Here is an 18,960-nt window from a genome sequence, read left to right on the forward strand (position 1 = left end):
CGTCGAGCCGGGTGGACTGGTCGAACGGCCAGCATGAACAGGAGAGACCGGATGGCGGACAGTGTCGAGAAGCTGGAGGACGTGATCGTCCGCTCAGCCGAGCAGGTCGCGAGCGACGTCCGCGCCGCCAAGGAGGCGATCGCCACCGTCATCTTCGGGCAGGATCGCGTCGTCGAAAACACGCTGGTCACGATCCTCGCCGGCGGCCATGCACTGCTGATCGGCGTGCCCGGCCTCGCCAAGACCAAGCTCGTTGAAACGCTGGGCGTGACGCTCGGCCTCGACGCCAAGCGCATCCAGTTCACGCCTGACCTTATGCCGTCGGATATTCTCGGTGCCGAAGTGCTCGACGAGACCGCCGCCGGCAGGCGCTCGTTCCGCTTCATCGCGGGTCCGGTGTTCGCGCAATTGCTGATGGCCGACGAGATCAACCGCGCCAGCCCGCGCACGCAATCGGCGCTGCTGCAGGCGATGCAGGAGCAGCACATCACGGTGGCCGGCGCACGCCACGACCTGCCGAAGCCGTTCCACGTGCTGGCGACGCAGAACCCGCTGGAGCAGGAAGGCACCTATCCGCTGCCCGAAGCGCAGCTCGACCGCTTCCTGATGGAAATCGACGTCGACTATCCGGATCGCGACGCCGAGCGGCGCATCCTGTTCGACACCACTGGCGCCGAACACGCGATCCCGAAGACGACGATGAACGCCGAACTGCTGGTCTCGGCGCAGCGGCTGGTGCGCCGGCTGCCGGTCGGCGATTCGGTGGTCGAGGCGATCCTGTCGCTGGTGCGCTCGGCGCGGCCCGGCCCCGATGCCGGCGAGCTCGGCAAGCTGATCGCGTGGGGCCCCGGCCCGCGCGCCAGCCAGTCGCTGATGCTGGCGGTGCGCGCCCGCGCGCTACTCGACGGCCGGCTCGCGCCGTCGATCGACGACGTGCTCGATCTCGCCGAGCCCGTGCTGAAGCACCGCATGGCGCTGACCTTCTCGGCGCGCGCCGAAGGCCGCACCATTCCGGACGTGATCCGGCAGCTCAAGAGCCGGATCGGTTGATGGCGCAGGCGCCCGAGCAACCGAACAAGGAGACGCTGGCAGTCCGACGCGCGGATGGCGAAAGCCGAACGCTCGCCGCCTCATTGCCGCGCCTGATGCTCGAAGCGCGCCGCATCGCCAACAACGTCACCCACGGCCTGCACGGCCGCCGCCGCGCCGGTGCGGGCGAAAATTTCTGGCAGTATCGCCGCTTCGTCTCCGGCGAGCCGGCGCAGAATGTCGACTGGCGCCGCTCTGCGCGCGACGATCATCTCTACGTCCGCGAGCTGGAATGGGAGGCCGCGCACACCGTGTGGCTGTGGCCGGACCGTTCCGCCTCGATGGCCTACGCCTCCAGGGGCGTGCGCGACAGCAAGCTCGAACGCGCGTTGATCGTCACCTTCGCACTCGCCGAACTGCTGGTCGCCGGAGGCGAGCGGGTCGGCATTCCCGGGCTGATGAACCCGACCTCGAACAGCAACGTGATCGACCGGATGGCGCAGGCGATCCTGCACGACACCACCTCCCGCGACAGCCTGCCGCCGTCCTTCGTGCCGTCGTCGCTGGCCGAGATCGTGGTGCTTTCGGACTTCTGGTCGCCGATCGGCGAGATCCGTCAGATGCTCGCGGGTCTTTCGGCCTCCGGCGCGCACGGCTCGCTCGTGCAGGTGGTCGATCCCGCGGAAGAGAGCTTTCCGTTCTCCGGCCGCGTCGAATTCGTCGAGCCGGAAGGCGGCGGCGCGATCACCGCCGGCCGCGCCGAAACCTGGGCCAGCGACTACGTCGCGCTCGTCGCGGCGCATCGCGACGCGATCCGGATCGAGACCGGCAAGCTCGACTGGCTGTTCTCGTCTCACACCACCAGCCGTTCGGCCGCCGAATTGCTGCTGTTCCTGCACGCCGGCATGACCACCGCCAAGGGCGTCGAGCGCGGCGTCAAAGCGGGGCTCGGCGCATGATCGGCGGTTTGCCTTTGTCCTTCGCACAACCGCTGCTGCTGCTCGGCCTGCTGGCGCTGCCGGCGCTGTGGTGGCTGCTGCGGGTGACACCGCCGCGACCGCGCCGGATCGACTTCCCGCCGACCCGGCTTTTGTTCGAGATCGCCCCGAAGGAAGAAACCCCGTCGCGCACGCCGTGGTGGCTGACGGCGCTGCGCATGCTCGCCGCGGCGCTGGTGATTATCGCGCTCGCCGGGCCGATCTGGAATCCGCAGACCGCAGCGGGCAACAGCCGCGCGCCGCTCTTGATCCTGCTCGATGACGGCTGGAGTTCGGCGGCGAGCTGGGAAATGCGGATCAAGGCCGCGGACGAACTGATCGCCGAGGCGGACAGCGTGAGCCGGGCCGTCGCGCTGGCGCCGCTGTCGGAGGCGACCCGCGACCCGACGCTGATGCCGGCCGGCACCGCGCGCGTGTCGCTGCGCCAGCTTTCGCCGAAGCCCTATGCGGTCGAGCGCGTCGAGGCGCTGCCGCCGATCGGGCGCTTCCTGAAAGCCGTGGGCGACGCCGAGATCGTCTGGCTGACCGACGGCGTCGACACCGGCCGCGGCGGCGAATTTGTCGAGGGCCTGAACAAGATTCTGCAGAACCGCAGCATTACCATCGTCGAGGGCGGTGCGCCGACGGCGCATGCGCTCGCCGCCGCCGAGAATGCGGCCGCCAAGATGACGGTGAAGGTGCTGCGCGCGCAGGCCGGCGGCATCGACACCGGCGCGGTGCGCGCGCTCGACGCCAAGGGCGCGCCGATCGGCGAAGCACGGTTCAATTTTCCGCCGCTGGATCGCGAAACCGATGCAGCGTTCGAACTGCCGGTCGAACTGCGCAACGACATCGCGCGGCTCGAGATCGCCGGCGAACGCTCCGCCGGCGCGGTGCAATTGCTCGACAAGCGCTGGCGCCGCCGCGCCATCGGCATCGTCTCCGGCGCCAGCACCGACACCGCGCAGCCGCTGCTGGCGCCGACCTTCTATCTCGCCCGCGCGCTGTCGCCGTTTGCCGATGTGCGACTGGGCGACCGCGCCGCGCCGCAGCAGGTGATCACCCAGTTTCTCGATCAGAAGCTGCCGATGATGGTGATGGCCGATGTCGGCGCGCTGTCACCGGAATTGCGCCAGCGGCTCGATGCCTGGATCGAACAGGGAGGCGTGCTGGTGCGGTTCGCCGGCCCCCGCCTCGCGCGCCAGACCGAGGACGATCTGGTGCCGGTGAAGCTGCGCCATGGCGGCCGCAGCCTCGGCGGCAGCCTGACCTGGGAGAAGCCGCAACATCTCGCCGCGTTCGCCGCCGACGGGCCGTTCGCGGGCATCGCGGTGCCGACCGACGTGACCGTCAACCGCCAGGTGCTGGCCGAGCCCGACGCGGTGCTGGCGACCAAGAGCTGGGCCTCGCTCGCCGACGGCACGCCGCTGGTCACCGGCGAGCATCGCGGCAAGGGTCTGGTGACGCTGTTCCACGTCAGCGCCGATATGCGCTGGTCGGACCTGCCGATGTCCGGCACCTTCGTCGAAATGCTGCGGCGGCTGGTCGACATGTCCGGCTACACGGCGACGCCGGGCGCGGGCGTCGCCGCCGAGGCCAATGCCGCCGAGACCGTGGCGCCGCTGCGCACGCTCGACGGCTTCGGCGCATTCGGCCCGCCGCCGGCCTCCGCCAAACCGATCCCGACCGACTATCGCGACCGCGGCAGCGCCGATCATCCGCCCGGCTTCTACGGCCCGGCCGACGGTCCGCTGGCGGTGAATGCGCTGGCGAGCGCCGACCGCATCGCGCCGCTCGACACCGCGGCGATCAATGCGCGGCGGGCGAACTACACCAACGCCGAGCCGCGCGACCTGCGCGGCATGCTGCTCGCTTCCGCGCTCGGCCTGTTCGGGCTCGACGCGCTGATCGTGGCGCTGCTCGGCGGCGGCCTCGCCGCGCTGATGATGCGCCGCCGCCGCACCGCCACCGCGGCGCTGGCACTGCTGCTCGCGATGCCGCTCGCCGCTGCGCCACGGCCATCCTATGCCGACGGCCCAAAGGACGAGTTCGCCATCAAGGCGACGTCGCAGACGCACCTGGCCTACGTCGTCACCGGCAATGCCGACGTCGATTCGATCGTCAAAGCCGGGATGAACGGGCTGACGCTGTTTCTGGCGCAGCGCACCGCGCTGGAAGCCGGCGAGCCGATCGGCATCGATCCGGCGCGCGACGAATTGTCGTTCTTCCCGCTGATCTACTGGCCGGTGATCGCGGGCGCGCCGAAGCCGCCGCAGGACGCGCTCGACAAGATCGGCGCCTATATGAAGCAGGGCGGCACGGTGATCTTCGACACCCGCGACGCGATCGAGGCGCCCGCCGGCCCGAACGGCGCGTCGCAGACGCCCGGCATGCTGACGCTGCGCAACGTGCTGTCGTCGCTCGACGTGCCGGAACTGGAGCCGGTGCCGCGCGAGCACGTGCTGACCAAGACGTTTTACCTGCTGCGCGACTTTCCCGGCCGCTTCACCTCCGGCGAGACCTGGGTGGAAACCCTGCCGCGCGAGAACGACGACGAGGACAATGCGCGCCCGGCGCGCGGCGGCGACGGCGTGTCGCCGATCATCATCACCTCGAACGATCTGGCCGGCGCCTGGGCGATGCGCCCCGACGGCCAGCCGATGCTGCCGCTGACGCCGGGCGAACCACGCCAGCGCGAATTCGCCTTCCGCGCCGGCGTCAACATCGTGATGTACACGCTGACCGGCAACTACAAGGCCGACCAGGTCCACGCCCCGGCGCTGATCGAACGATTGGGGCAGTGATGCGAGTTTATCCCGCCCTCACCACGTCATTCCGGGGCGCGAGCGCAGCTCGCGAACCCGGAATCCCGAGATGCCCTAAAGCTCTGGATTCCGGGTTCGCGCCTGTCGGCGCGCCCCGGAATGACTTCGCTGGGAATACAACAGCCGTCATCCTGAGGTGCGAGCGCAGCGAGCCTCGAAGGATGACTGCCACAGGGAATCCGCGGCCATCCTTCGAGGCGCGTCGCTCGCGCGACGCGCACCTCAGGATGACGCCTTTCAAGTTGAGAGGTGCTTGAGTTGCAATACGGCATCGCCTTCGCGCCTCTGGTTCCCGCAGCCGTGCTGTGGGTCGCGCTTGCCGCGATCGCGGTGATCGCAGTCGTGCTGCTGCTCGGCCGCTCGCGCGGCGCGTGGGTGCGGATCGCGGCGCTGGCGCTGATCCTGCTGGCGCTGTCGAACCCGTCCTTCACCCGCGAGGAACGCGAGCCGCTGTCCTCGGTCGCCGTCGTCGTGGTCGACAAGAGCCCGAGCCAGAATTTCGGCAGCCGCGCGGAGGAGGCCGAACAGGCCAAGCAGGCGCTGGTCGACCGGCTGAAGCAGCTCAAGGGCGTCGAGGTCCGCGTCGTCGAGGCCGGACAGGCCGACGGCGAGACCGACGGAACCAAGCTGTTCGGCGCACTGACCTCGGCGCTCTCCGACGTGCCGACCGACCGCGTCGCCGGCGCCTTCCTGATCACCGACGGCCGGGTCCACGACATTCCGGCCAATGCCGCCGCGCTCGGATTCCAGGCGCCGGTGCACGCGCTGGTCACCGGCCGCAGCAACGAGCGCGACCGCCGCATCGCGATCGTCGCCGCGCCGCGCTTCGGCATCGTCGGCCAGATCCAGACCATCACCTACCGGCTCGACGACCAGGGCATCAGCGGCGAGCGTGCCCGCGTCGTCGTCCGCCGCGACGGCGAGGTGCTGACCGAGCGCAGCGTCGCCAGCCGCCAGACCGTCAATGTCGACGTCGAGATCAAGCACGCCGGCCAGAACATCGTCGAGATCGACGCCTCGCCGGTGCCGAACGAACTGACCACGGTCAACAACCGCGCCGTGGTCTCGATCGACGGCGTCCGCGACAAGCTGCGGGTGCTGCTGGTGTCGGGCGAGCCGCATTCCGGCGAACGCACCTGGCGCAATTTGCTCAAATCCGACGCCAGCGTCGACCTGGTGCACTTCACGATTCTGCGGCCGCCGGAGAAGCAGGACGGCACGCCGATCAACGAATTGTCGCTGATCGCGTTTCCGACCCGCGAGCTGTTCCAGCAGAAGATCAACGAGTTTCAACTGATCATCTTCGATCGCTACGCCCGCCAGGGCGTGCTGCCGATCGCGTATTTCGACAACATCGCCCGCTATGTCCGCAACGGCGGCGCGGTGCTGGTGTCGGCCGGGCCGGATTACGCCTCGACCACGTCGATCTGGCGGACGCCGCTCGACAGTCTGTTGCCGGCCGAGCCGGTCGGCGTCACCGAGAAGCCGTTCTACGCGCATCTGTCCGACGCCGGCAAACGCCATCCGGTAACGCGCGGGCTGGAAGGCTCGAACTCCGAGCCGCCGAAATGGAGCCGCTTCTTCCGCACCATCGACACCCGCAACGCCACCACGCCGCCGCTGATGACCGGCGCCGACAACATGCCGCTGCTGCTGCTGTCGCACTTCGGCGAGGGCCGCGTCGCGCTGCTGCTGAGCGACCACATCTGGCTGTGGGCGCGCGGCTATGAGGGCGGCGGCCCGCATCTCGATTTGCTGCGGCGGATGTCGCACTGGCTGATGAAGCAGCCTGATCTGGACGAGGAAGCGTTGCGGCTCAAGGTCGAGGGCAAGGATCTGCAGGTGATCCGCCAGACCATGGCCGACGCCGTGCCGCCGGTCACCGTCACCTCGCCGTCCGGCCAGACCCGGCAGCTCACCCTCGCCCCGGGCGATCCCGGCATCTGGCGCACGACGCTGCCGGCCGACGAACTCGGCCTGTGGGCCGCCACCGACGGCACGCTGAAGGCGCTGATCAATGTCGGTCCGGTCAACCCGAAGGAATTCTCCGAAGTCACCTCGACGGCGGAGACGCTGAAGCCGCTGGCGATGGCGACCGGCGGCGATGCGCGACGGATCGCCGACGGCGGCAGCGTCGAGCTGCCGCGGATCGTCCCGGTGCAATCCGCCACGCTGTTCCGCGGCGACGGCTGGCTTGGCGTGCGGATGCGCGACGCCAGCGTGGTCCGCGGCGTCGGCGTGCTGCCGGTGTTCACCGGCCTGATCGGCCTGATGCTGCTGCTCGGCGCGTTTGCGGCGACCTGGCTGCGCGAGGGGCGCTGAGCGATCCCTGCGACACGCGCTGTCATTCCGGGGCGCGCTTGCGCGAACCCGGAATCCATACGCCCAGTGTCAGCGATGAACCCGGGCGTGGCAAGTCAGCGACCAGGCAACACGAACAGGGGGTATGGATTCCGGGTTCGCTCACTTCGTGAGTACCCCGGAATGACGGAGGGGATTTGGAAGCCGCTTACTTGCCCTGCGCGGCCTTGCGCTCGACGAAGGTCTTGCCGCCCTTCATCTTGTTGATGAGCGGCGCCTCGTTGATCTGGATCACCACGTCCTCGGCGGCGACGCCGAGATGCGTCACCAGCGCCTGCGAGATGTCGCGCATCATCGCCGCCTTCTGCTCGTCGGTGCGGCCTACGGCCATGTTGACGGTGATCTCGGGCATCGTGGTGTCTCCCTGTGGTCGCGCGATGAGCGCTGTTGGTTTGTCCTTCTCCCTTGTGGGAGAAGGTGGCGCGGACGAAGTCCGCGACGGATGAGGGGGACCTGTGATCTCGGCAAAGGCCCTCGACCCCTCACCCCGCTTCGCTTCGCGAAGCGACCCTCTCCCACAAGGGGAGAGGGTTCGACAGCGCGCCGCCCGCCGTCAATTCCAGTCGATGTCGTGCCGCGCCAGAATCCTCCGCACTTCGTCGATCATCCCGAGTTGCGGCACTTTGCGCTGGGCGTCGGCCTGACGCTGCAGATAGTCGTCGCGATCCTTGTCCAGCGCAGCGAGTTCGGCGCCGAGGATCAGGTCCTTGACGATCACCTGCGCGCCGTCCGGATCGTTCTTCTCATCGGAGCCCTGGATGATCACGCAAGGCGAGTTGCGCTTGTCGGCGTATTTGAGCTGGTTGCCCATGTTCTTCGGATTGCCGAGATAGAGCTCGGCGCGGATGTCCTCGGCGCGGAGCTGCGACACCATCTTCTGGTAGTCGGCCAACCGCTCGCGGTCGAACACCGTCACCACCACCGGGCCGGTCGCGGGCCGGGTCCCGAGCTTGCCGATCATCGTCAGCGCCGCCTGCAGCCGCGACACACCGATCGAGAACCCGGTCGCCGGCACCGGCTCGCCGCGGAAGCGCGAGACGAGACCGTCGTAACGGCCCCCGCCGCCGACCGAGCCGAACCGAATTGGGCGACCCTTCTCGTCCTTGGTCTCGAGCAGCAGTTCGACCTCGAAGACCGCGCCCGTGTAGTATTCGAGTCCGCGGACAACGGTCGAGTCTATACGGATACGTCCATCATTGTATCCAGACGACTCAACAATTTCATTGATTGCCCGAAGTTCTTCAGCGCCCTCGCGCCCCAAATTCACGTCAGACAAGATATTGCTCAATTGGCGAACGTTGAATTGGTTGTCGTTGTCGAGCCAAGCAGGGTCTACTACCGACATTACCTTGTCGATTTGATCGAAAGTTAAACCTGCGCCTTTTGTAAAGTCGCCAGATTCGTCAAGCCGACCTTCGCCTAGGAGAGCTTTGACACCCTGATCTGAGATACGATCCAGCTTATCGATCGCGCGCAGCACTGTGAGCCGCCGCCCCGCATTTTCCTCTCCGCCGAGGCCAATCGACTCCAGCACCCCATCCAGCACCTTGCGGTTGTTCACCTTCACCACGTAGCTGCCGCGCGGGATGCCCAGTGCTTCCATGGTGTCGGCAGCCATCATGCACATCTCGGCGTCGGCGGCCGGCGAGCCGGAGCCCACGGTGTCGGCGTCGAACTGCATGAACTGGCGGAAGCGGCCGGGGCCGGGCTTTTCGTTGCGGAACACCCAGCCGAATCGGTAGCTGCGATAGGGCTTCGGCAGCGCGTCGTAATTCTCGGCGACGTAGCGGGCGAGCGGCGCGGTGAGATCATAGCGCAGGCTGATCCATTGCTCGTCGTCGTCCTGCAGCGAGAACACGCCCTCGTTGGGGCGATCCTGGTCGGGCAGGAACTTGCCGAGCGCGTCGGTGTATTCGAACGCCGGGGTCTCGACCGGCTCGAAGCCGTAGCGCTCATAGACCTCGCGGATGGTTTCCACCATCGCGCGCGTCGCCGCGATCTCCGCGGGGCCGCGATCGGCCAGGCCGCGCGGCAGACGGGCGCGCAACTTCTGCGGTTTCTTCGATTTCTCAGCCATGGTCGCCTTTCCGCTCAGGGCCGGGTTGGTACCAGCCGCCCTGCCCTGCAGCAAGGCTGGGCTGCATGATCCAGCGCAAATCGGAAGCGGGCTGCCTCGATTGTGAGCGTCAGCCTGCCGTTGCGAATGGATGCCCCACGCAATTGTGCGGGCTCCCGGCGTTTCCGTGGTTCCTCGAAGCTGCTAGCCTGCCGCGCCGTCCGCAAACCAGCCTGCGCATGCATGAGGAGCGCTATGTTAGACAAGAGCAAGCCCAATTCCGCCGTCAACGTGCCGAACGACCTCGATGCGTTCTGGATGCCGTTCACGGCGAACCGGGCCTTCAAGCGCGCGCCGAAGATGATCGCAGGCGCCAAGGACATGCACTATTTCACCACGGACGGGCGCAAGATCATCGACGCCGCCGCCGGCATGTGGTGCAGCAACGCCGGCCACGGCCGCCCCCAGATTTCCGCGGCGATCGCCGCCCAGGCCGAGGCGCTGGACTTCTCGCCGCCGTTCCAATTCGGCCAGCCGAAGGCGTTCGAACTCGCCAGCCGGATCGCGGACCTCGCCCCCGAAGGCCTCGACCACGTGTTCTTCTGCAATTCCGGCTCGGAAGCCGCCGACACCGCGCTGAAGATCGCGATGGCCTGGCAGCAGATCCGCGGCCAGGGCGGCCGCACCCGCTTCATCGGCCGCGAGCGCGGCTATCACGGCGTCGGCTTCGGCGGCACCGCGGTCGGCGGCATCGGCAACAACCGCAAGATGTTCGGCACGCTGCTGAACGGCGTCGACCATCTGCCCGCGACCTATGACCGCGACAAGCAGGCCTTCAGCAAGGGCGAGCCGGACTACGGCGCGCACTTCGCCGACGCACTCGAAGGCCTCGTCAATCTGCACGGCGCCAACACCATCGCGGCAGTGATCGTCGAGCCGATGGCCGGTTCCACCGGCGTGCTCCCGCCGCCGAAGGGCTATCTCCAGAAGCTGCGCGAGATCACCAGGAAGCACGGCATCCTGCTGATCTTCGACGAGGTCATCACCGGCTTCGGCCGGCTCGGCCATAGCTTCGCCGCCGAGCGCTACGGCGTCACGCCGGACATGATCACCTTCGCCAAGGGCGTCACCAACGGCGCGGTGCCGATGGGCGGCGTGATCGCCAGCTCCGAGATCCACGACGCCTTCATGAGCGGGCCCGATTACGCGATCGAGCTGTTCCACGGCTACACCTATTCGGCGCATCCCTTGGCCTGCGCCGCAGGCCTCGCCACACTCGACCTCTATCGCGACGAGAAGCTGTTCGAGAACGCCAAGGCGCTGGAGCCGGTGTTCGCCGACGCGGTGATGTCGCTGAAGTCCGAGCCGAACGTCGTCGATATCCGCACCCTCGGCCTGACCGCCGGCATCGACCTCGCGCCGCTCCCGGACGGCGCCGGCAAGCGCGGCTTCGAAGCGATGAACTCGGCCTTCCACGACCATGATCTGATGCTGCGGATCGCCGGCGACACCTTGGCGCTGACCCCGCCGCTGATCCTCAATGCGGACCATATCGGCGAAATCGTCGAGAAAGTCGGCCGCGTGATCCGCGCCATCGCCTGACGCTCCCCGCCTCGACCCTGCCTGCGGCGGACGAATCCTTTGGACTCGTCCGCCGAATCACCAATGATGGCGGGATCTGCAGGGAAACCGGCGCTGGATGATCCGAATCTCGACCATTTTCGTCGCCATCTGCATGGTGCTGATCTCCGTATCGCTGGGTACGGTGGTGTATTCGCTCGCCGGCTTCAGCGCGGTCGAGTCCGCGATCGTCGCGCTGGCGACGCTGAGCCTGTTCATTCTCTACAGCGCCGTGTCGATCCGGCTCCGCGACCGTTCCGACGCCGGTCACCAGATCGCCGATCTGTCGCGCGGCACCGCCGACCTCGCCCGCCAGATCGCCGAATTCGGCCGCCGGCTCGCCGCGGTCGAAGGCAGGGTACTCGCCGCCAATGCGGCCAGCCAGGACCGCACCCAGGTCGCCATGAGCGAGATCGGCGAGCTCGGGCTGTTGGTGAAGCAGCTCGCCGCGTCGGTCGCGACCCATGAGGACATCCTGAATTCGGCCGCGACGGGTGCCGCACCGCACCGTCCGCCGACGCTCGATCCGGAAGCCAGGGTCGCGGATCAGCAGACGCCGCAACCTGCCGCTGAGCCGCTGGCCCTGACCGAACTGGTTTCCGCCACCGTCACGCCCCTGCCGGCGGCGCCGAAGCCGGCGCGCGACCCGGCGCAGGTTCTGATCGCGGTGAAGACCGCGCTCGAGACCGGACGGCTCGACATCTACCTGCAACCGCTGGTGAGCCTGCCGCAGCGCAAGGTGCGGTTCTACGAGATCGTGACACGGCTGCGCGACGGCAACGACCAGATCCTCGCCGCCGACGAATTCCTCAGCGTCGCCGAGACCGCCGGGCTGATGGGCCGGATCGACCATGCGGTGTTTCTGCGCGCGGTCCAGGTGCTGCGCCGGCTGATGGTGCGCAACAAGGACGTCGGCGTGTTCGTCAATATCGCCGCCGCCACGCTGTCGGACGCCGAGACGTTCGCGCAGTGCCTCGATTTCCTCGAGGCCAACAAGGCGCTGGCGCCGTCCTTCGTGCTCGAATTCAAGCAGAGCACACTGCGCAATCTCGGGCCGCTCGAAACCGAGCACCTCGCGGCCCTGGCGCAGCGCGGCTTCCGGTTCTCGATCGACCACGTCACCGATCTGCGGTTCGAACCGCGCGACCTCGCCGACCGCGGCGTCCGCTTCATCAAGGTGCCGGCGGCACTGCTGCTCGACCAGCGCGAGCATCCGGCTGCCGACATCCATCCGGCGGATCTGTCCGATCTGCTCGGCCGGTTCGGCATCGATCTGATCGCCGAGCGAATCGAGGGCGAGCGCGCCGTGGTCGACCTGCTTGACTACGATGTGCGGTTTGGGCAGGGGTTCTTGTTCGCGGCGCCCCGTCCGCTGCGACCCGAGAACGCCCCATCGCCTGCGCCCACCACGCCCGGCGACAAGGCCAAGCAGGACATCGCCCCTCCGCATGATGCAAGCTCCTCCCCGAAGGGCGAACCCGCCCGGATCGATCCGCCGCGCGCCGCGACCGGCCTTGCGGCGCTCGCGCGCCGTGCCGTCGGCCCGATCTGACCGCCTTCCCGCATGACCACGCTGCGTTTCGTCGAACACCTGCGCGAGCTGGTGGGATCCGTCGATGTCGTGCTGAGCGACATCTGGGGCGTCGTGCACAACGGCCTTGAATCGTTCCCCGAGGCCTGCGAGGCGCTGCGCAACGCCCGCGCCGACGGCCGCACCGTGGTGCTGATCACCAACGCGCCGCGCCCGGCGGATTCGGTGCAGCGCCAGCTCCGCAAGCTGCACGTCCCCGACGATTGCTACGACGCCATCGTCTCGTCCGGCGACCTCACTCGCACTTACGTTGCCGAGCATCCCGGCCAATCGGTGTTCTGGCTCGGCCCGGATCGCGACAATTCGATCTATCGCGGCCTCGACGCGGTGCTGACGCCGCTGAACGAGGCCGACTACATCATCTGCACCGGCCCCTTCGACGACGAGACCGAGTCGGCCGAGGACTATCGCGCGATGATGGGCGAGGCGCTGGCGCGCAGGCTGACGCTGGTCTGCGCCAATCCCGACATCGTGGTGGAGCGGGGCGACCGGCTGATCTATTGCGCCGGCGCGATCGCCGAACTGTATCGCGAGCTCGGCGGCGACGTGATCTTCTACGGCAAGCCGCACCGGCCGATCTACGACCGGGCGATGGCGCTCGCGCGCGGACTCCGCGGCGCCGACACGCCGCTGCCGCGCGTGCTGGCGATCGGCGATTCGGTCCGCACAGACCTCGCCGGCGCGCAAAGCTACGGCATCGATCTGCTGTTCGTCACCCGCGGCATCCATGCCGACGCCTTCGAGGGCATCGACCGGCTCGATGCCGCCGCCGTCACCGAATTGTTCGGCCACCCGCCGCTTGCGCTGACGCGCGAATTGCGGTGGTAGGGTCGCGAGCCATCGAGCGATGAGTCATTCCGGGGCGCGAGCGCCGCTCGCGAACCCGGAATCCAGAGGTTCGGGGCACACGGCGCAGGGATGAACATCTCGGGGTTCCGGGTTCGCGCTGCGCGCGCCCCGGAACGACGTGCGCGATCGGATGCCCCCAAACAAAAACGCGCCCCTTGCGGAGCGCGTTCGTCAAATTCGATGATGTCGCGTGTCAGGCCGCGACGTGATCCGGGAACACCGCGTCGATCTTGGTCTTCAGCGTCGCCGCGTTGAACGGCTTGACGATGTAGTTGTTCACGCCCGCCCGCTTGGCGGCGATCACGTTCTCGGTCTTGGATTCCGCCGTGATCATGATGAACGGCGTCTGCGACAGGTTGGGATCGGCGCGGACCTCCTTGAGCAGGTCGTAGCCGGTCATCGGCTCCATGTTCCAGTCCGAGATCACCAGACCGTACTTCTTGGTTCGCATCTTCTCGAGCGCGGCCGAGCCGTCGCTGGCATCGTCGATGTGCTCGAAACCGAGCTGCTTCAGAAGATTACGAATGATCCGGATCATGGTGCTGTAGTCGTCCACCACCAGGACCGACATTGACAAATCAACCGCCATCTTCAACTCCCAGGGGCACCGCAACGGGGCGCCGAAACGCCCCAACGGTGGGCCAAATTGTGGTTCTCAGGAAGACCCGACGTTCGAAACGCCCGGCCTCATCCGGAAACCAGAACTAGCACCGCTCATTAAACAGCCCGTTAACCGGGGGTCGTCGAAGCATTCCGGTCACCGCGTCGGAAACCATTACAGCACACTGGCTTCTTGGATGTTTCGCACGATCTCGCAGATTCCCCGTAGTCTTACGGACGCAGCGCACTGGCCTTCGCCACGCCCCGAACACCCATGGCGGGTTGGGGCGCCGACTGCTAGGGAATGCCGATGAACTATCGTCACGCCTTTCACGCCGGCAACTTTGCCGATGTCATCAAGCACATCGTGCTGGCCCGGATCCTGACCTATCTGCAGGAGAAGCCGGCGCCGTTTCGGGTGATCGACAGCCATGCCGGCGCCGGGCTCTACGACCTCACCAGCGACGAAGCTCGCCGCGGCGGCGAATGGGTCACCGGCATCGCCCGGGTGATGCAGGCGCGGTTCAGCGACGAGGCCGGCGAGCTGATCAAGCCGTATCTCGACATCGTCCGCGCCTTCAACCCGCAGCGCGACCTGACCGCCTACCCGGGATCGCCCTTGATCGCCCGTGCCCTGCTGCGACCGCAGGACAGCATGGTCGCCAGCGAGCTCGAGCCGGTGGCGCGCAAACAGCTGATCAATGCGCTGCGCCGAGACACCCAGGCGCGCGTGGTCGATCTCGACGGCTGGCAGGCACTCACAGCTTTCGTGCCGCCGAAGGAGCGCCGCGGCCTCGTGCTGATCGACCCGTCGTTCGAAAAGAAGGACGAATTCGAGCGGTTGGCGGAGGGTTTCAGCACCGCTTACGGGAAATGGCCGACCGGAATCTATCAGTTGTGGTATCCGGTGAAGAACCGGCGCGCGACCGACGCGCTGGCCGACCGCGTTGCAACGCTCGCGGCAGCCGGCGGCGACGGCAAGTGTCTGCGGCTGGAATTCAGCGTCGCACCGCAGCAACCGGACGGCGCGCTGACTTCGACCGGGCTGCTGGTGGTCAATCCGCCGTGGACGCTGGCTTCGGAGTTGAGAGTCGTTCTTCCAGAGCTGGAGAGACCGCTCGGCCAGGGCGGGGTCAGCCGCTACCGGCTCGAGCTACCTAAACCGTGACGCCTCGCACAGCGCGCCCCGTGGCGCGAAAAGTCGCATTTGGGGCGTAGTCAATCCGCGCAAATCCGTACTATGCTGACTCCATTGGACTGGCTTTACGTTCTGCTTCCGCGAATGGGGGCGGCGGAGTGACAAGGCCGTACTACCTCGGACCTGCGACGATCAGCAGGTCCAGCCCTCGGCCAAGCTTTCCGGCAGCGCAATGCCAGGTCGCACCGACGCGCCGGCGCGCGACGGAAAGCATGCGGGAGGGAGTTTCCGGAATGCCTAACACGGGAACGGTGAAGTTCTTTAATGGAGAACGCGGCTACGGGTTCATCAAGCCTGATGACGGCGGCCGTGACGTATTTGTTCATATCACTGCAGTCGAGCGTGCCGGCTTGAAGGACCTGACCGAAGGTCAGCGCATTTCGTTCGAGGTCGAGCCGGACAAGAAGGGCAAAGGCCCCAAGGCGGTCAATCTGGTGATTTCGTAGCCATTAACCCCGGCTCCGCGCGTTCAGCGCGACAGCCGTGACGACGATGGCCGCGCCACGACGAGCCTTGACGCAACCGGGACGGTGCGGCGCGTGTCGACGCCGTGACGCTGAAGCCGTGTGCGTGGACCGACACGTCGCCTCCGCAGAGGCCCGCAGCAGAGGCCCGCATCGGCATCATATTCATCACCAAGCGCATGCAATCGCCGCGCGGCGACCCGCGATCGTGTCGGATACGTCCACCACCGAAAAACCCGCACCGAAAAAAATCCCGGCCGCATGGGCCGGGAATGTTGATCGCCGAGTTTCTTGCTCGCGACGATTTCGTCACGAAGCTTAGAAGTGATAATTGATGCCGGCGCGGATGAGTCCGAAATTGTAGCCGTTCGGGGTGCCGGTGATGAAGAAATTGTCGGTCGACAGGCTGCCGTAAAGATACTCGACCTTGGCGCTGAGCTTCGGCGCAAAGGCGAATTCGGCGCCGGCGCCGACCGTCCAGCCGGCCGAGGTGTGGCTCTCCGAGGACAGCAGATATTCGCCCTTCAGCTGACCGAAGGCGAGACCGCCGGTCGCGTAGAGCAGAATGTCGTTCATCGCATAGCCGACGCGGCCGCGCGCAGTCCCGAACCACGGGTTCGAAAATTTATAGGGCGCGAAGGTGTCTTCGGCGGTCGAGAACTGAATATCACCCTCGAGGCCGAACACGATGTTGCCGCTCTGCCAATTGTAGCCACCCTGAACGCCACCGCTGAAGCCCGACGGGTTGGTGATGTTATTGGTGACGTTGCCGAACGCATAGCCGAGGTTGCCGCCCAGATACGGTCCCGCCCAACTGAAGGCATTCAGCGGCTGATTGACGGTGTAGGGCGTCTGCGAGCGGTAGTAGCCCATATCCGCCGCCTGCGCCGTCGATCCAGTTGCGGCGAGAACGGTCGCCGCGGCCATCGCAAGTTTACGCATCTTACTCTCCTCGACGGCAGGGACGCTGCTTGCGCGCGCCGTCCGTCCAGCCCTCGGCCACACGCGGCCGACGAAAAAAGCGATCCGGATGGTTACGGATTTCCACTCTTTTCCGGTAAGATTTATCGAGAGTTTTAAGTTAAGCGGTTGTTAATCGGCTGGCGGTTCCAGATCGCATTCTTAACGAGAGCTTAATTCACGGGGTGTGGCGAAAGATCGTCGCCCCGGCGGGATGTCAACGCGATGTGGGTTCCGGCCGCGTGCCGCTGGCACCGACCACGCCGAACGCCTAATTTAGGACCATGAATCAAGATCCCGCCGAGACCCGCGACACGGCGGCTGCGCCGCTTGCGGAAACCGAATCCCCATCGCCGGTCTCACCCGAACTGCCGCCTCGCCCCGCGCCCGGCGGACAGGACATCGACGCCGCGACCGCCGCGCTGACGGTGGACGAGGACGACGAGGCGCGCCTGCCGGAGATCGAGGACGACAGCGCCGAAGTCGCCGACGGGACGCTCGCGGTCGGCCGCGACGCGATCGAGCAGGCGGTGCGGCTGGCGCCGACCTCGCCCGGCGTCTACCGGATGCTCAACGCCGCGCACGACGTGCTCTATGTCGGCAAGGCCAAGAACGTGAAGAAGCGGCTGGCGTCCTATGCGCGGCCGACCGGCCACGTGATGCGGATCGCGCGGATGATCGCCGCCACCGTCACGGTGGAGATCATTTCGACCGCGACCGAGACCGAGGCGCTGCTGCTCGAAGCCAATCTGATCAAGCAGCTGCGGCCGCGCTTCAACGTGCTGCTGCGCGACGACAAGTCATTCCCCTATATCCTGATCACCGGCGACCATTGGGCGCCGCAGATCCTGAAGCACCGCGGCGCGCAGAGCCGTCCCGGCCGCTATTTCGGGCCGTTCGCCTCGGTCGGCGCGGTCAACCGCACCATCACGGCATTGCAGCGCGCGTTTCTGGTGCGGTCGTGCACCGATTCGTTTTTCGAAAGCCGCACCCGGCCCTGCCTGCTGTATCAGATCCGCCGCTGCTCAGGCCCGTGCACCGGCGAGGTCGATTTTCCCGGCTACACCGAACTGGTGCGCGAGGCGAAGGATTTCCTGTCCGGCCGCAGCCGGGCGGTGAAGCAGGAACTCGCCGTCGAGATGGAGAAGGCCTCGAACGAGCTCGAATTCGAGACCGCAGCGCTGTATCGCGACCGCCTCGCCGCGCTGTCGGCGATCCAGTCCCAGCAGGGCATCAATCCGCGCACCGTCGAGGAAGCCGACGTGTTCGCGATCTATCAGGAGGGCGGCTATTCCTGCGTCGAAGTGTTCTTCTTCCGCACCGGACAGAACTGGGGCAATCGCGCTTACTTCCCGCGCGCCGAGAAATCGTTCACGCCGGAGGAAGTGCTGGCGTCGTTCCTGGCGCAATTCTACGACGACAAGCCGCCGCCGAAGCTGATCCTGCTGTCGCACGACATCGAGGAATCCGAGTTGCTGGCCAATGCGCTGTGCATCAAGGCCGGCCACAAGGTCGAGGTCTCGACGCCGAAACGCGGCGAAAAGAAAGAGCTGGTCGCGCACGCGCTGACCAATGCGCGCGAGGCGCTCGGCCGCAAACTCGCCGACACCGCGACCCAGACGAGACTGCTGCAGGGCCTCGCCACCACGCTGGGCCTCGCGAAGCCGCCGCAGCGGATCGAGGTCTACGACAACAGCCACATCCAGGGCACGAACGCGGTCGGCGCGATGATCGTCGCCGGTCCGGACGGGTTCATCAAGAACCAGTACCGCAAGTTCAACATCCGCTCCGAAGGCCTTACCCCGGGCGACGACTATGCGATGATGCGCGAGGTGCTGGAGCGCCGGTTCAAGCGGCTGGCGGCAGCGAAGGCCGAGGGCGATGCGGCGAAGCCGAAGGACGACGAGGCGCCGCAATGGCCCGACCTCGTGATCATCGACGGCGGCCGCGGCCAGCTCAACGCCGCGCGCGGCGTGCTGGCCGGGCTCGGGCTCGGCGCCGAGGTGACGCTGCTCGGCGTCGCCAAGGGGCCGGACCGCGACGCCGGCCGCGAGACGCTGTTCATGCCGGAGCGCGAGGCGATCAAGCTCGAGCCGCGCGACCCGGTGCTGTATTTCATCCAGCGGCTGCGCGACGAGGCGCACCGCTTCGTGATCGGCTCGCACCGCAAGCTGCGCAAGAAGGACATCCGCGAGGCCGGCCTGCAGGAAATCCCCGGCATCGGCCCGTCGCGCAAGCGCGCGCTGCTGCACCATTTCGGCACCCTGAAGGAGATCGAACGCGCCTCGCTCGGCGATCTCGGCAAGGTTCCGGGCATCAGCGCCGAGAGCGCCCGCCGGATCTTCGATTTCTTTCATCCGGGCCCGGGCTGAAGCCCGACCAAAGTCGGCAGCGGCACAGCCCGATCCAGACCATGCGGATTTCACCTTT

Annotated in this window: 14 protein-coding genes; 10 read left to right on the top strand and 4 right to left on the bottom strand. The window is 67.1% G+C overall.

Annotated features, from left to right (window positions below; all coding sequences use genetic code 11):
- The first annotated feature begins 51 nt into the window (after window positions 1-51).
- The 4 genes from ACTZWT_RS12660 (at window position 52) to ACTZWT_RS12675 (ending at window position 7,153) form a co-directional block, all read left to right on the top strand.
- A complete protein-coding gene (locus tag ACTZWT_RS12660; RefSeq protein ID WP_444770038.1) occupies window positions 52-1,050 on the top strand; it encodes an AAA family ATPase in 999 nt (332 codons plus the stop codon).
- Complete coding sequence (locus ACTZWT_RS12665; protein ID WP_444770039.1) at window positions 1,050-1,988, top strand: DUF58 domain-containing protein; 939 nt, start codon at window positions 1,050-1,052, stop codon at window positions 1,986-1,988. Before ACTZWT_RS12660 ends, ACTZWT_RS12665 begins: the two co-directional genes overlap by 1 nt.
- The gene (locus ACTZWT_RS12670; protein WP_444770040.1) at window positions 1,985-4,810 is read left to right on the top strand and encodes a DUF4159 domain-containing protein; all 2,826 of its coding nucleotides are present in this window, start codon (window positions 1,985-1,987) and stop codon (window positions 4,808-4,810) included. The genes ACTZWT_RS12665 and ACTZWT_RS12670 overlap by 4 nt, the downstream gene beginning before the upstream one ends.
- A 279-nt stretch (window positions 4,811-5,089) precedes the next feature.
- Window positions 5,090-7,153 (top strand): hypothetical protein, encoded by a 2,064-nt coding sequence (locus tag ACTZWT_RS12675; RefSeq protein ID WP_444770299.1) that lies wholly within the window; start codon window positions 5,090-5,092, stop codon window positions 7,151-7,153.
- Between the two features lie 187 nt (window positions 7,154-7,340).
- Here ACTZWT_RS12675 and ACTZWT_RS12680 read toward each other — a convergent pair whose 3' ends face one another.
- Both ACTZWT_RS12680 and hisS read right to left on the bottom strand, forming a co-directional pair.
- The gene (locus tag ACTZWT_RS12680; RefSeq protein WP_444770041.1) at window positions 7,341-7,544 is read right to left on the bottom strand and encodes a tautomerase family protein; all 204 of its coding nucleotides are present in this window, start codon (window positions 7,542-7,544) and stop codon (window positions 7,341-7,343) included.
- A 201-nt stretch (window positions 7,545-7,745) separates the two neighbouring features.
- Window positions 7,746-9,269, bottom strand: a complete 1,524-nt coding sequence (hisS, locus tag ACTZWT_RS12685) for a histidine--tRNA ligase (protein WP_444770300.1) — start codon at window positions 9,267-9,269, stop codon at window positions 7,746-7,748.
- A 234-nt stretch (window positions 9,270-9,503) separates the two neighbouring features.
- On the opposite strand from hisS, the gene aptA reads away from it, so the two are divergent.
- From aptA to ACTZWT_RS12700, 3 genes are all read left to right on the top strand, one after another.
- Window positions 9,504-10,850: an omega-aminotransferase AptA gene (aptA, locus tag ACTZWT_RS12690; RefSeq protein WP_444770042.1), complete on the top strand. Its 1,347-nt coding sequence runs from the start codon at window positions 9,504-9,506 to the stop codon at window positions 10,848-10,850.
- Between the two features lie 97 nt (window positions 10,851-10,947).
- Complete coding sequence (locus ACTZWT_RS12695) at window positions 10,948-12,420, top strand: EAL domain-containing protein (RefSeq protein WP_444770043.1); 1,473 nt, start codon at window positions 10,948-10,950, stop codon at window positions 12,418-12,420.
- Window positions 12,421-12,432: 12 nt separating this feature from the next.
- Entirely contained in the window at window positions 12,433-13,287 is an 855-nt protein-coding gene (locus tag ACTZWT_RS12700; protein ID WP_444770044.1) for a TIGR01459 family HAD-type hydrolase, read from the top strand.
- Between the two features lie 214 nt (window positions 13,288-13,501).
- On the opposite strand, the gene ACTZWT_RS12705 is transcribed toward ACTZWT_RS12700, so the two are convergent.
- Window positions 13,502-13,897, bottom strand: coding sequence for a response regulator (locus ACTZWT_RS12705; protein WP_322515760.1), 396 nt, complete (start codon window positions 13,895-13,897; stop codon window positions 13,502-13,504).
- A 321-nt stretch (window positions 13,898-14,218) separates the two neighbouring features.
- Here ACTZWT_RS12705 and ACTZWT_RS12710 point away from each other — a divergent pair, with 321 nt between their 5' ends.
- A complete protein-coding gene (locus ACTZWT_RS12710) occupies window positions 14,219-15,076 on the top strand; it encodes a 23S rRNA (adenine(2030)-N(6))-methyltransferase RlmJ (RefSeq protein WP_444770045.1) in 858 nt (285 codons plus the stop codon).
- 263 nt (window positions 15,077-15,339) lie between these two features.
- Window positions 15,340-15,552, top strand: coding sequence for a cold-shock protein (locus ACTZWT_RS12715; protein ID WP_011440078.1), 213 nt, complete (start codon window positions 15,340-15,342; stop codon window positions 15,550-15,552).
- Between the two features lie 336 nt (window positions 15,553-15,888).
- Here ACTZWT_RS12715 and ACTZWT_RS12720 read toward each other — a convergent pair whose 3' ends face one another.
- Complete coding sequence (locus ACTZWT_RS12720) at window positions 15,889-16,512, bottom strand: outer membrane protein (protein WP_444770046.1); 624 nt, start codon at window positions 16,510-16,512, stop codon at window positions 15,889-15,891.
- Window positions 16,513-16,814: 302 nt separating this feature from the next.
- Here ACTZWT_RS12720 and uvrC point away from each other — a divergent pair, with 302 nt between their 5' ends.
- Window positions 16,815-18,902 carry an excinuclease ABC subunit UvrC gene (gene uvrC, locus ACTZWT_RS12725; protein WP_444770047.1) on the top strand — a complete coding sequence of 696 codons (2,088 nt, stop codon included), beginning with the start codon at window positions 16,815-16,817 and terminating at the stop codon, window positions 18,900-18,902.
- Window positions 18,903-18,960: the final 58 nt, after the last annotated feature.

Source organism: Rhodopseudomonas sp. NSM (assembly GCF_052445935.1).
GTDB lineage: Bacteria > Pseudomonadota > Alphaproteobacteria > Rhizobiales > Xanthobacteraceae > Rhodopseudomonas.

Coding starts and splice junctions, on each gene's coding strand:
- ACTZWT_RS12660 (WP_444770038.1), top strand. CDS start 52: ATGGCGGACAGTGTCGAGAAGCTGGAGGACGTGATCGTCCGCTCAGCC.
- ACTZWT_RS12665 (WP_444770039.1), top strand. CDS start 1,050: ATGGCGCAGGCGCCCGAGCAACCGAACAAGGAGACGCTGGCAGTCCGA.
- ACTZWT_RS12670 (WP_444770040.1), top strand. CDS start 1,985: ATGATCGGCGGTTTGCCTTTGTCCTTCGCACAACCGCTGCTGCTGCTC.
- ACTZWT_RS12680 (WP_444770041.1), bottom strand. CDS start 7,544: ATGCCCGAGATCACCGTCAACATGGCCGTAGGCCGCACCGACGAGCAG.
- hisS (WP_444770300.1), bottom strand. CDS start 9,269: ATGGCTGAGAAATCGAAGAAACCGCAGAAGTTGCGCGCCCGTCTGCCG.
- aptA (WP_444770042.1), top strand. CDS start 9,504: ATGTTAGACAAGAGCAAGCCCAATTCCGCCGTCAACGTGCCGAACGAC.
- ACTZWT_RS12695 (WP_444770043.1), top strand. CDS start 10,948: ATGATCCGAATCTCGACCATTTTCGTCGCCATCTGCATGGTGCTGATC.
- ACTZWT_RS12700 (WP_444770044.1), top strand. CDS start 12,433: ATGACCACGCTGCGTTTCGTCGAACACCTGCGCGAGCTGGTGGGATCC.
- ACTZWT_RS12705 (WP_322515760.1), bottom strand. CDS start 13,897: ATGGCGGTTGATTTGTCAATGTCGGTCCTGGTGGTGGACGACTACAGC.
- ACTZWT_RS12710 (WP_444770045.1), top strand. CDS start 14,219: ATGAACTATCGTCACGCCTTTCACGCCGGCAACTTTGCCGATGTCATC.
- ACTZWT_RS12715 (WP_011440078.1), top strand. CDS start 15,340: ATGCCTAACACGGGAACGGTGAAGTTCTTTAATGGAGAACGCGGCTAC.
- ACTZWT_RS12720 (WP_444770046.1), bottom strand. CDS start 16,512: ATGCGTAAACTTGCGATGGCCGCGGCGACCGTTCTCGCCGCAACTGGA.
- uvrC (WP_444770047.1), top strand. CDS start 16,815: ATGAATCAAGATCCCGCCGAGACCCGCGACACGGCGGCTGCGCCGCTT.